Source organism: Achromobacter sp., from assembly GCF_049647645.1.
Classification (GTDB): domain Bacteria; phylum Pseudomonadota; class Gammaproteobacteria; order Burkholderiales; family Burkholderiaceae_B; genus Achromobacter.
The window spans coordinates 24,947-37,083 of record NZ_JBARYB010000022.1 but is presented as its reverse complement, the minus strand read 5'-3'; the positions used below and the strand labels follow the sequence as shown (position 1 = coordinate 37,083).

Sequence of the window (12,137 nt, the reverse complement as noted above, 5' to 3'; positions counted from 1 at the left end):
AGCGTGCGCTGAACGCCGCCGGCCGCATCGCGCGCGCCACCGGCGTGCGGCTCGTATCGGAAACCTCGAACCGCCGCATCGAGCGCGGCGGCTCGCGCACGCCGGTGGATCGCCTGCCGTATCCCATCGACCTGGCGGTCGCCAAGCTGAAAGATGTGCGCCATCTGGTGCTGGTGGGCGCGAAGGCGCCGGTCGGTTTCTTCGCCTATCCGGGCAAGCCCAGCCTGTTGGCGCCGCCCGACTGCAAGCAAGTGGTGCTGGGCACGCCCGAGCAGGACCTGGCGCATGCGCTGGAATGGCTGGCCGACGAGCTGGGCATCGCCAAGGACGCGCCGCGACTGACCGCGGCGGCCGCCAGCTACGAGGTGCCGCAATCCGGCAAGCTGACTGGCGCTGCCGTCAATGTGCTGGTCGCGCAGCATCTGCCGGAACAGGCCATCGTCTGCGACGAGTCCATCACGCAGGGCCGCGAATTCCCCATCTACAGCGCCAGCAGCGCACCGCACGACTGGCTGATGCTGACCGGCGGCGCCATCGGCATCGGCCTGCCCATGGCGACCGGCGCCGCGGTCGCCTGCCCGGACCGCAAGGTCATCACCTTGCAAGCCGACGGCAGCGGCATGTACACCTTGCAGGCGCTGTGGACGCAGGCGCGCGAAAACCTGGACTGCCTGACGGTGATCCTGGCCAACCGATCCTACGCCACGCTGCACGGCGAGATGAAGAACGTGGGCGTCCAGGAGCCGGGCCGTAACGCCCGCCGCATGCTGGACCTGCAGGAGCCGCATCTGGAGTGGACGCATCTGGCTCGCGGCATGGGCGTGGAAGCGGTCAGCGTGGATACGGTGGAAGGATTCGCGCGCGCGCTGCAGGAAGGCCTGAAGCGCCGCGGCCCGTTCCTGATCGAAGCGGTGATCTGAGCGGCGCTCGCGCCTCAGTCCAGGAAATAGCCGGGCTGAGGCGCGGCGATGACGGCGCGGTACTCGTCTAGCAGCAGTTCGGCGTGCCGCGTCAGCGGCCGTATGCGCGAGCGGACGATGCGCGAGTGGATCAGCAGGCTGGGACGGAAAGGCCTGACGACGAATTGGTCTTCGGGAAACGGCACGATGGCGGCGGGCTCGACCAGGCCCACGCCCACGCCCGCGCGTATCAGCGCCAGCAGCGCGGCCGATGAGGTCACCTCGACAGACACCGGCATGTGCAGGCCGGCCTCGGAGAACGCGATCTCCAGGAAACTGCCGAAATTCGTTTGCGGGCCGTATGACAGGAAGGTCTCGGATTTCAGATCCTGCGCCGTGACATGATCCAGGCCGGCGTAGCGGTGGCCGCGGGCGGCGACGCAGACCAGGTGCTGCGGGCCGAGATCTTCGTTGTGCGTGTCGGGCGACGCGGTGATGTCATGCACCAGGCCGAAATCCGCCTGTCCGTTCAGCACGCGGTCGACCACAGGCTGGTTGGCCAGGATTTCCAGCGTGACGGTGATGCCGGGGTGGCGTTCGCGCAAGTGTTTGACGGCTTGCGGAATGAAGGTCGCCGCCTGCGTGGGGATGGCGGCCACGGTGACGTTGCCGTGGTCCGGATTGGCGAGGCTGCCGATCAGGCGCTGCACCACGCCATAGGATCCGTAGAGATGTTCCACGCTTTCCTGCAGCCGCAACGCTTGCGGCGTCGGCACCAGACGCTGGTGCGCGCGTTCGAACAGCAGCAGGCCCGTGTCGTCCTCGAGCTGGCGCAGCATCTTGCTGGCTGCGGATTGCGTCATGCCCAACAGCTTCGCCGCGCGCGACACGGAGCCTGAAATCATGATGGCATTGAACACCCCCAACTGCGCGAAACTGGGTTCGCGCGGTTCGTGGGATCTGGCCAGTCCGAGATGCGAGCGAGGGCTCATGAGCAAGAGGGCCTAGGGGAAGTACGGATAGGTGCAAAGCTCATATATTGCATGAAAGAAATGGCGCCGTCATCATGCCCGCTCCCCATCCCCAACAGGAGCAAGCCGATGAAGACGCCTACGCAAGACCCTTGCCTGACCGATGCGGCGCGCCTTGCGCTGAGCGATCCCTCGTTGAGTTCCGCGCGCCGCCGCCAGCTGCTGGCCTTGCTGGGCGCAGCAGGCGTGTCTGCCATGTTGCCGTTGGGCCGCGCGCGCGCCGACGCGGGCAAGATCGTCGTCTGCAATTGGGGCGGAGACGCCATCAAGCACCAGCCTACCGTATGGGGCAAGCCCTTTGAAAAGGCGAGCGGAACCAAGGTCGAATTCGATGGAACCGGCCCCTCGTTCGGCAAGATCCGCACCATGGTGGAATCGAAGAACGTGGTGTGGGACGTGTGCGATGCCAACCTTGCCGCGGCGCATTCGCTAGGCAAGCGCGGCTATCTGGAACCCATCGACTACACGATCGTGGACCGCAACAAGGTGCGGCCCGGCTTCAGCAGCGAGTATGGGATCTCGCATTTCATCTACAGCTTTGTGCTGGCGTACGACAAGAAGGCCTTCGGCGATCGCGTGCCCAGGACCTGGGCCGATTTCTGGAACACGAAGGACTTCCCTGGAACGCGCATCCTGCCGGATCGCGTGCTGGCCTCGCTTGAGGCCGCGCTGATGGCCGATGGGGTGCCCGCGGATGCGGCCAAGATCTATCCCATCGACGAGAAGCGCGCGCTGGACAAGATTGCGGCGATCAAGGAGCACGCGATCTTCTGGAAGACCGGCGCGGAGAGCCAGCAGTTGCTCCGGCAGGGGGAGGCCAGCATGGGACTGGTGTGGCATACCCGCGCGACCGTGATGCGGCGCGAGCCGGGCTCGACCATCGATTTCACCTGGAACCAGGGCATCCTGATTCCCGCCGGCTGGCTGGTTCCCAAGGGCAACCCGGCCGGGCGCAAGGTGTTCGACTTCATCGCCTCGACGCAATCGCCGGAAAGTCAGATCGAGTTGTTGCGGCTGATGGGCAATGGGCCCGCCAATCCCGCGGCGAACGCGCTGGTGCCGCCGGAACTGCGCAAGGACAACCCCACTGACGACGACAATTTCCGGCTGCAGATCGTGGCGGATGCGACCTGGCACGGCGAGAATCAGGACCGCATCTACAACGAATACGTCAAAGTCATCACGGGCTGAGCCGCCAGCATGAACGCATACGCGGATATGGTGTTGCATGGCGGCCGCATCGCCACGCTGGATGGATCCCTGGGCATCGTGCAGGCATTGGCGATACGGGGCGGGTACGTGATCGGCGCCGGCACGGACGCGGATTGCCTGGCGCTGGCCGGACCCGGCACATCGAGGATAGACCTGGGCGGCGCCTTTGCCATGCCAGGAATCAACGACAGCCATTGCCATCCTGACGGGCAAGCGGTCAAGGCGGGGCGGTGGGATGATCTGTCCGGTATCGCTGCGCTGCCAGCGCTGCTCCAGCGCGTTGCGGCATTCCATGGCCAGGCGCCCGCTGGCGCCTGGTATCTGGGATTCCGCCTGGACGAGAACGATATCGGCGGCTATCCCTCGCGCGCCGCGCTGGACGCGGCGGCGCCGGGGCGGCCGGTTTTCCTGTTGCGGCGGGATGCGCAGGTCGGCGTGGCCAGCAAGGCCGCTTTCGACGGATTGGCGGCCAGCGGCCTGTCGCGCACGGTTCCGGAGCATTGCCTGAATGCCGTCGAAGGCATGGCGCGCGGTCGCGGAGTGTTCGCGTTCACCACGCATATCGCCGCGGGCGACCGGGTGGAGGATTATCTCGGAGGCTATCCCGCGATCTTCGGCGAGATGGCGAGGCTGGGCATCACCAGCGTACACAATGCGCTGACCAGCGCGTTGGCGATGCAGGCCTATCGGCATTTGCACGCGGCGGGACGCTTGCCCGTGCGCGTGGGCATGATGCTGAACGGGCGCGACGAATCCCTGGTGGAGGATGTGCTGGGATCCGGCATGCGCTTCGGCTTTGGCGACGATTACCTGCGTTTGCTGGGTGTCGAGTATGGATCGGACGGCAGCACCAGCGGCCGGACGGCGGCCTACTACCAACCCTATGCCGCGCAGGGCGGTGCGGACGGTTCGCCGGAATTCGGCGACGTGAATTTTTCTGCCGAGGAACTCGCGTTCAAGGTGGAACGGGTCATGGGCGCCGGCCTGCAGGCGGCCGCCACCGGCAACGGCGATCGCGGCATCGACTTCGCGTTGGATGCGTTCGAACAGGCGCTCGCGCGGCATCCTGGCGCGGTGCCGCCGCGCATAGAGCATTGCTGCTGCGCGCCGCCAGCCATCCAGGAACGCATGGCGAGGCTGGGCGTGATCGACTCGTCCGCCGCAGGCTTTGCCTACAACCTGGGCGACGCCTACTTGCGCAACCGGCCCGCATCCGACTGGCCCTGGCTGTGGCCGCATCGAGACATGCTGGATCGCGGCGTGCTGGTTTGCGGACATTCCGATGCCCCCGTGTGCGACCGCAATCCCTTCCTCGGCATGTGGTCCATGGTGACGCGCAAGACGGCCACGGGGGCGGAAATAGGCGCGGCCCAGGCGATCTCGGTGGACGAGGCCATGCGCTGCTACACCGTCAATCCCGCGCTGGCCGAACGCCAGGCGGCAAGCAAGGGCACGCTGGCGCCGGGCAAGCTCGCCGACCTGATCGTGCTGGACCATGATCTGTACCGCATTCCGGCGGACCAGATCCGCGACACGGCGGTGCGCGCCACGCTGGTGGGCGGACGCACCGTATTCCGTTCACCGCTCGCGTCATGGGCGGATCAATTGCCCGAGGAGGACTGACCCATGCAGCGCTCGCTTCCCGCAGTGCTGGTCCTGCCCGTGGTGTTGCTGGTCGGAGGCTTGTTCCTGCTGCCGGTCCTGCGCATCCTGGCGATCAGCTTCACCGAGCCCGTCGCGGGCATCGGAAACTACGTGGCGCTGTTCACAGAGCCGCTCTACCTGAAGATCATGGCCACCACGGCCAGGGTATGCATCTGGACCACGGTCATTGCCCTGACGCTGGGCTACGTAGTGGCCTATGTCATGGCGAATGTGCCTGAGCACGTGCGCAGCTGGATGACGATATGCCTGTTGGTGCCGTTCTGGTTGTCGGTGCTGGTGCGGGCGTTCGCCTGGGTCCTCTTGCTGTCCAAGGAGGGCGTGGTCAACGCCACGCTGATGGCGCTGGGACTGGTCGACCGGCCCCTGGCGCTGTTGCGCAACGAGACCGGCGTGCTGATCGGCATGGTGCACTACATGATTCCGTACGCGGTGTTGCCGATGCTGACCAATATGCTGGGCATGGACCGGTCGTTGATGGCCGCCTCGCGCGCGCTGGGCGCGGGACCGGTACAGACCTTCCTGCGCGTGTACTTGCCGCTGTCGCTGCCGGGCGTGTTGGCAGCGGCGGTGCTGGTCTTTATTTTCTGCCTGGGGTTCTTCATCACGCCGGCCTTGCTGGGCGGAGGAAAGACCGTGATGGTGGCGCAGTACATCGAGTTCGGCATCAGCGAAACCATGAACTGGGGGATCTCGACCGCATTCGCCAGCGCCTTGCTGGTCACCGTGGTGCTGAGCTTGATCCTGATGTCGCGTTGTGTGCGCGTTCCTTCCCTGTTCGGTGCGCCATGAGCATACGTCCTTCATGGTGGTTCGCGGCGGCGGCCCTGGGCGCGGGACTGGTTCTGGCCTACCTGTTTCTGCCGGCGCTGGTGGTCATCCCCGTTTCGTTTACCGACCGCAGCTATCTGTCGTTTCCGGCGGAATCCTGGTCCCTGCAACACTACAGGCAACTGGTGGAAAGCCCGGTCTGGCGCGACAGCCTGTTGCAGAGCGTCGCCGTTTCGGCGGTTTCCACGCTTGCCGCCACCGCGCTGGGTTGCGCGGCCGCCATCGGCGCCTGGAGGCTGGGCGCGCGCATGGGCGGCCTGGTTCGCATGCTTGCCTTGCTGCCGCTGATCGTGCCCACCATTGTGGGCGCGCTGGCGTACTACCGCTTGTACATCGACCTGGGCTTGCTGGATACCTACACCGGCGTGGTGCTGGCGCATGTGGTGGCTGCCACGCCCTTCGTGTTCGTGTCGGTGGGATCGGCCCTGGCCAATTTCGACCCGCGCCTGGAACAGGCCGCCCGTTCCATGGGCGCGCGGCCCCTGCAGGTCCTGCGGCGCGTGACCCTGCCTGGCATCCGGCCCGGCATCGTCTCGGGCGCGATCTTCGCGTTCATCGTGTCCTGGGACGAACTGGTCGTGCTGCTCTTCATCACCACGCGCAACGTCTATCTGCTGCCGCGCGCAATGTGGGACGGAATCAATGAGAACGTCGATCCCACCATAGCGGCCGTGGCCACTTTGATGATCTTGATCACCTTCATCTGCCTGTGCGTCGAGCGCTTGCTCGCGCATCGGAAAGGAAAGCGGGAATCCCCATGAATCCGTCTCTTGCTTCATCCGAGCCCTTGCTGCGCGTGCAGGGTCTGCGCAAACTGTTCGGCGCCACGGTGGCGCTGGATGGCGTTGATTTCTCGCTGGCTCCGGGAGAATTCCTCACCTTGCTGGGCCCGTCGGGATCCGGCAAGACGACGACCCTGATGTCGATTGCGGGCTTTGTCGCGCCTACTGCGGGCGAGATATTCCACAGGGGCGAACCGATCACGCGGCGCCAGCCCGAGGAGCGGGGCTTCGGCATGGTGTTCCAGGGCTATGCGCTGTTTCCCCACATGACGGTGGAACAGAATGTGAAGTTCCCCTTGTCGATACGCGGAGTACCCGCCGCCGAGGCGCGCAGCCGCGCCCGCGCGGCGCTGGAGCAGGTGCAGCTCGGCGCCTACACGGCAAGATATCCCCGGCAGCTTTCGGGCGGACAGCAGCAGCGCGTGGCGCTGGCGCGTGCGCTGGTGTATCGGCCCGACGCGCTGCTGCTGGACGAACCGCTTTCCGCCCTGGACAAGAAACTGCGCGCGGATCTGCAATGGGAGCTGCGCAAGTTGAACAAGGAGTCCGGCGCTTCGTTCCTGTATGTGACGCACGACCAGGAAGAGGCCTTGTCCATGTCGGACCGCATCGTGATCTTCAACCAGGGCCGCATCGCACAGATCGGCTCGCCTGCCGAACTCTATGAGCGGCCGGCCAACCTGTTCGTGGCGGAATTCCTGGGCCGCAGCAACGTGCTGGAGGGCACGGTGCGGTCCGTGGGCCAGGACGGCGTGGCGGTGAACTACGAAGGGGGAACGATACAGGCGGGTGTCGTCAGCCGCACCCATGCGGCCGGAGACAGCGTGCGTCTGGTGGTGCGGCCGCACCAGCTACGCCTGGCGCCTGCGGGGCGTCCCGGCCTGCAGGCCAGGGTCGAAGCGCTCAGCTATGCGGGCAATCTGCTCAACTACCTGTTGCGCACTCCTCGCGGCACGCCGCTGTATCTGGAGCTGGTCGCCGGTGCGCCGGGTCTTCCGGACTTGCGCCCGGGGGCCGACGTAAGCCTGGTGCTGGACGCGGCGGCCGTCACGGTTCTGGACGCTGTGGAGCCGGCCTGACCTATACCCCGAGATAGCGCGTCAGTTGCTCCGGTTGCCGGGCCAGCGACGCGCTGTCGCCATCCTGCACGATCTGGCCTTTTTCCATCACCAGGCAGCGGTCGGTATGCTCCAGCACCGCGCGGTAGTTGCGGTCCACGATCAGTGTGGACATGCCGCTGGCGCGGATCTGCCGGATGATCTTCCAGATCTCGGCCACGATCAGCGGCGCCAGGCCCTCGGTGGCCTCGTCCAGGATCAGCAGTTCGGGGTTGGTCATCAGCGCCCGGCCTATGGCCAGCATCTGCTGTTCGCCGCCCGACAACTGCTGGCCGCCATGGCCCAGGCGTTCCTGCAGGCGCGGAAACACCTCCAGCACGCGGGCGTAGGTCCATTCCTGGCGGCTGTTCCTGCCGGCCCGCGCTGCCACTTGCAGGTTTTCGCGCACGTTAAGGTTGGGAAAGATGCCGCGCCCTTCAGGCACATAGGCCACACCCATGCGGGCGATGGCGTGCGGCTGTGCGCGGGTGCAGTCGCGGCCGTCCACGCGCACGCTGCCCTGGGAGCTCTTGACGTGGCCCATCAGGCTGCGGATCAGAGTGGTCTTGCCCATGCCGTTGCGGCCCACCAGGCCGACGGATTCTCCCGGTGCGATATGCATGTCTATGCCGCGCAGCACGTGGCTGGCGCCGTAGTAGACATGCAGGCCGCCCGCTTCGATCAGTGCGCTCATAGATGGACTCCATGCGTATCTTCGCCGAGGTATGCGGTGCGCACTTCGGGGTTGGCGCGGATCTCGTCCGGATTGCCGCTGGCGATGGCGGCGCCGTTGACCATGACGGTGATGGTCTCGGCGATGCGGAAGACCGCGTCCATGTCGTGTTCCACCAGCAGGATGGCGTGGCCGGGCTTGAGCGCTTCCAGCAGTTCCAGGATGCGGTCGGTTTCCTCCGGCCCCATGCCGGCCAGGGGTTCGTCCAGCAGCAGCACCTGCGGCTCGCCCGCCAGGCACATGGCGATCTCAAGCTGGCGCTTGCGGCCATGCGGCAGCAGCCCGGCCTCGCGTGTGGCGTCGTCGGCCAGGCCGGTGCGCTCCAGCGCGTGGCGCGCCAGGTCCGCGCTGTGGCGGCATTCCGAGGCCGAGCGCCACCAGTGCCAGAAGCGCTGGCGGCGCGCCTGGGCGGCCAGCCTGCAGTTTTCGAACACGCTCAGTTCGGGAAAGATGGTGGACCGCTGGTAGCTGCGGCCCAGGCCGGCGCGGGCGCGGTCGGGCTGGCGCCAGGCGGTGATGTCGCGGCCGCCCAGCGTCACCTGGCCGCTGCTGGGCGCCAGTTCGCCCGACAGGATGTTGATCAGCGTGGACTTGCCCGCGCCGTTGGTGCCGATGACGGCGTGGACTTGGCCGCGTTGCAATGCCAGCGACACGCCGTTCACCGCCGTCAGGCCGCCGAAGCGGCGCGTGACCGCGCTGGCGGCAAGCAGAACGTCAGACATGGGGCTCTCCCTGGATGGGCAGGCGGGCGGGGGCCGGACGGCTGCAAGGGGAGGTGTCCGGCTTGGGCGCGGCATTGCGGGTGGCGTCGTGGCCCGGGTTGGGCGCAGCGTTGCGGGCCGCGCGCCGTTGGCGCAGTTGTGCCGGCAGTCCGGCCAGGCCGTTGGGCAACAAGGCCACCAAGGCGATGATGGCGATGCCCAAAGGCAGATGCCAGTGGCGCGCGTACTCGCCGAACAGCTCCTGTGACTGGAACAGTTCCTGCAACAGCACCAGGGCCACGGTGCCCAGCACCGCGCCGCCCAGGCTGCCCATGCCGCCCAGGATCACCATCAGCAGCACCAGGCCGGATTGCTCCCAGGCCAGCAGTTCGGGCGTGACGAAGCCGTCTTTCAGCGCGAACAGAAAGCCCGCCAGGCTGGCCAGCGTGGCGCCCACCACGTAGGCGGCCAGCTTGTAGGGATAGGTCGAGTAGCCGGCCGCGCGCATGCGCTGTTCGTTGATGCGGATGCCGGCCAGCGCGGCGCCGAAGGGCGAACGCCGCAGCAGCGCCAGAAAGCCCCAGGCCAGCGCCAGGCAGGCCAGCACGAAGAGGTAGAAGGTCCGCGCATCGCTTAGGTCGAACGGCATCCAGCCGCCCACGGACAGCTCGGGCCGGAAGTACAGATAGATGCCGTCGCTGCCGCCGCCGATCTTGGTGTCGTGGAACACGTAGTAGGCCATCTGCGAGAAAGCCAGCGTGACCATGATGAAGTAGACGCCGCGCGTGCGCAGCGCCAGCGCGCCGGTCACGAGCGCATAGGCCGCGGCGGCGAGCAGGGCGGCCGGCAGCAGCCACCACAGGCTGGCGGCCTCGGATTCCGGCGACAGCAGCGCCGCCACGTAGGCGCCGATGCCGAAGAAGGCGGCGTGGCCCAGGCTGACCAGCCCCGCGCCGCCCACCAGCAGTTGCAGGCTGAGCGCGAAAATCGCGTAGATCATGATCTTGATCGCCAGGCCGGTGTAGTAGTCGCTGCCGCTCCAGGAAAAAGCGGCCAGGGCCAGCAGCGCCGCAATGGGCAGTAGTCGGTTCAACATGGTCAGCCCTGCTTGAACAGCCCTTCGGGCTTGCAAAGAAGTATGAACGCCATCAGCAGGTACACCAGCACGCCTGCCGCGGACGGGAACAGCACCTGCCCGAAGGTTTCCACCACGCCCACCAGCATCGCGGCCAGGAAGGCGCCGCGGATCGAGCCTATGCCGCCGATCACGACCACCACGAAGCAGATGATCAGCACGCCGTTGCCCATGCCGGGGTAGACCGAGGACACCGGCGCGGCGATGCTGCCGGCCAGGGCCGCCAGCGCCACGCCCGCCGCGAACACCAGGCGGTAGAGCTTGTTGATGTCTATGCCCAGCGATCCGATCATCTCGCGGTTGCTGGCGCCGGCCCGCAGCATCATGCCCAGGCGTGTGCGCGTGATGACCCAGTACAGCAGCAAGGCCACCGCGATGCCGACTGCCGAGATGAACAGCCGGTAGACCGGGTAGGTCATGACGTCGCCCAGCGCGATGCTGCCCTGCAGCCAGGCGGGCAGGGGCACGCCGTGCACGTCGTTGCCCACCAGGATGCTGCGCAGCTCCTCGAAGACCAGGATCAGCCCGTAGGTCATCAACACCTGCTGCAAGTGGTTGCGCTTGTACAGATAGCTGAAGAACGCGGCTTCCAGCAGGTAGCCCAGCGCGCCGGCCGCCAGCACGCAGATCGCCAGCGTGGCCAGGAAGCCGCCGCCCAGCCAGCGGTCCACGGCCGGGCCCAGCGCGAACGCCATGTACGCGCCTATCATGTAGAAACTGCCATGGGCCAGATTGATGATGCCCATGATGCCGAAGATCAGCGTGAGTCCGCTGGCCACCAGGAACAGCAGCAAGCCGTACTGGAATGCGTTCAGGCTTTGGATGAGCAGGATGCTGATGTCCATGGGGCCTCCCTTGGCGGATTGCGGTCGGCGTCAGAGCTTGCAGCCGCGGGCCGGATCGGCCAGCTTCTTCACCGCGACATCCACGACCTTGTTCTCCAGCCCGTCGACGCGGCGCAGATAGATGTCCTGCACCGGGTTGCCGGCGCTGGACAGCGTGAAGGGGCCGCGCGGGCTGTCCACCGTGGCGCCGCGCATGGCCTTGCGGAAGTCTTCCTTCTTGGCGAAATCGCCCTTGACCGCGGCCAGGCCCGACTGCATCAGCTGCGCCGCGTCATAGCCCTGCACCGCGTACACGTCGGGCTGCGCCTTGTAGGCCTTGCTGTAGTCGGCGCGGAAGGCGTTGTCGCGCGGCGTGTTCAGGCCGTCGGCATAGTGCAGGGTGGTCAGCAGGCCTTGTGCGGAAGCGCCCTGGGCCTCCAGCGTGCCGTCGGTGAGGAAGCCCGAGCCGTACAGGGGAATGATCTTGCTCAAGCCAGCCGCATGGTAGTCCTGCACGAACTTCACCGCCCCGCCGCCCGCGAAGAACGTGAACACCATGTCGGGCTTGAGCGCCGCGATCTCGGTCAGCAGCGGCTGGAATTCCACGTTGGGAAACGGCAGGCTCAGTTCCTTCACGACTTTGCCGCCGGCCTTCTCGAAGCCTTCCTTGAAGCCGCCGATGGCCTCGTCGCCGGCCGCATACTTCCAGGTAATGGTGACGGCCGTCTTGTGGCCCTTGGCGAAGGCCACCGGGCCCATGGCGTAGGCGGGCTGCCAGTTGGTGAACGAGGTGCGGAAGATGCCCGGGCTGCACAGCGGGCCGGTGATGGCGTTGGCGCCCGCGTTGGTCACGATCAGCGTGGTGTCGGCGTCCTTGGCGGCCTTGGCCAGCGCCATCGCCACGCCCGAGTGCACGGTGCCGATCAGCACGTCGACCTGGTCGCGCTTGATCAGGCGGTTGGCGTTTTCGGCGGCCTTGGCGGGATTGGACTCATCGTCCACCTTGAAGTATTCGATCTCGCGTCCGCCCAGCTTGCCGCCTTGTTCGGCGACGTAGAGCTTGAAGCCGTTCTCGATGGCGTTGCCCAGCGCGGCGTAGGTGCCGCTATAGGGCAGCATGAAGCCGACCTTGATCTTGTCAGCGGCCTGGGCGCCGGCGGCGGCGAGCGTCAGGGCCGCGGCGAGCGCAGCGCGGGTCAGGGCGTGGTTCATGGTTAGTCTCCGTGCTTG

General features: G+C 66.7%; 12 protein-coding genes. 6 read left to right on the top strand and 6 right to left on the bottom strand.

Annotated elements, in window-relative coordinates; genetic code table 11:
• Positions 1-920 (top strand): acetolactate synthase large subunit (locus WBB14_RS02530; protein WP_424238429.1); only part of this gene is annotated, 920 nt, incomplete at its 5' end.
• Positions 921-934: 14 nt separating this feature from the next.
• Here the strand turns inward: WBB14_RS02530 and WBB14_RS02525 are convergent.
• On the bottom strand, positions 935-1,891 hold the full coding sequence (locus WBB14_RS02525; RefSeq protein WP_424238428.1) for a LysR family transcriptional regulator: 957 nt from the start codon (positions 1,889-1,891) through the stop codon (positions 935-937).
• Positions 1,892-1,999: 108 nt separating this feature from the next.
• Between WBB14_RS02525 and WBB14_RS02520 the strand changes: the two genes are divergently transcribed.
• Genes WBB14_RS02520 through WBB14_RS02500 form a run of 5 tightly spaced genes read left to right on the top strand, consistent with a single transcriptional unit; the run spans position 2,000 to position 7,496 of the window.
• Entirely contained in the window at positions 2,000-3,121 is a 1,122-nt protein-coding gene (locus WBB14_RS02520) for an ABC transporter substrate-binding protein (protein ID WP_424238427.1), read from the top strand.
• Between the two features lie 9 nt (positions 3,122-3,130).
• Complete coding sequence (locus WBB14_RS02515) at positions 3,131-4,765, top strand: amidohydrolase (RefSeq protein ID WP_424238426.1); 1,635 nt, start codon at positions 3,131-3,133, stop codon at positions 4,763-4,765.
• 3 nt (positions 4,766-4,768) lie between these two features.
• Positions 4,769-5,596, top strand: coding sequence for an ABC transporter permease (locus WBB14_RS02510; protein ID WP_424238425.1), 828 nt, complete (start codon positions 4,769-4,771; stop codon positions 5,594-5,596).
• Positions 5,593-6,396 carry an ABC transporter permease gene (locus WBB14_RS02505; protein ID WP_424238424.1) on the top strand — a complete coding sequence of 268 codons (804 nt, stop codon included), beginning with the start codon at positions 5,593-5,595 and terminating at the stop codon, positions 6,394-6,396. The genes WBB14_RS02510 and WBB14_RS02505 overlap by 4 nt, the downstream gene beginning before the upstream one ends.
• Complete coding sequence (locus WBB14_RS02500) at positions 6,393-7,496, top strand: ABC transporter ATP-binding protein (RefSeq protein WP_424238423.1); 1,104 nt, start codon at positions 6,393-6,395, stop codon at positions 7,494-7,496. Before WBB14_RS02505 ends, WBB14_RS02500 begins: the two co-directional genes overlap by 4 nt.
• Before the next feature lies 1 nt (position 7,497).
• Here WBB14_RS02500 and WBB14_RS02495 read toward each other — a convergent pair whose 3' ends face one another.
• From WBB14_RS02495 to WBB14_RS02475, 5 genes are read right to left on the bottom strand one after another with little or no spacing between them, the layout of a single operon-like run.
• Positions 7,498-8,208, bottom strand: coding sequence for an ABC transporter ATP-binding protein (locus WBB14_RS02495; protein ID WP_424238422.1), 711 nt, complete (start codon positions 8,206-8,208; stop codon positions 7,498-7,500).
• The gene (locus WBB14_RS02490; RefSeq protein WP_424238421.1) at positions 8,205-8,969 is read right to left on the bottom strand and encodes an ABC transporter ATP-binding protein; all 765 of its coding nucleotides are present in this window, start codon (positions 8,967-8,969) and stop codon (positions 8,205-8,207) included. The genes WBB14_RS02495 and WBB14_RS02490 overlap by 4 nt, the downstream gene beginning before the upstream one ends.
• Positions 8,962-10,044, bottom strand: coding sequence for a branched-chain amino acid ABC transporter permease (locus WBB14_RS02485; RefSeq protein WP_424238420.1), 1,083 nt, complete (start codon positions 10,042-10,044; stop codon positions 8,962-8,964). The genes WBB14_RS02490 and WBB14_RS02485 overlap by 8 nt, the downstream gene beginning before the upstream one ends.
• A gap of 2 nt (positions 10,045-10,046) precedes the next feature.
• Positions 10,047-10,928, bottom strand: a complete 882-nt coding sequence (locus WBB14_RS02480; protein WP_013395648.1) for a branched-chain amino acid ABC transporter permease — start codon at positions 10,926-10,928, stop codon at positions 10,047-10,049.
• 30 nt (positions 10,929-10,958) lie between these two features.
• Positions 10,959-12,119 carry an ABC transporter substrate-binding protein gene (locus WBB14_RS02475; RefSeq protein WP_424238419.1) on the bottom strand — a complete coding sequence of 387 codons (1,161 nt, stop codon included), beginning with the start codon at positions 12,117-12,119 and terminating at the stop codon, positions 10,959-10,961.
• Positions 12,120-12,137: the final 18 nt, after the last annotated feature.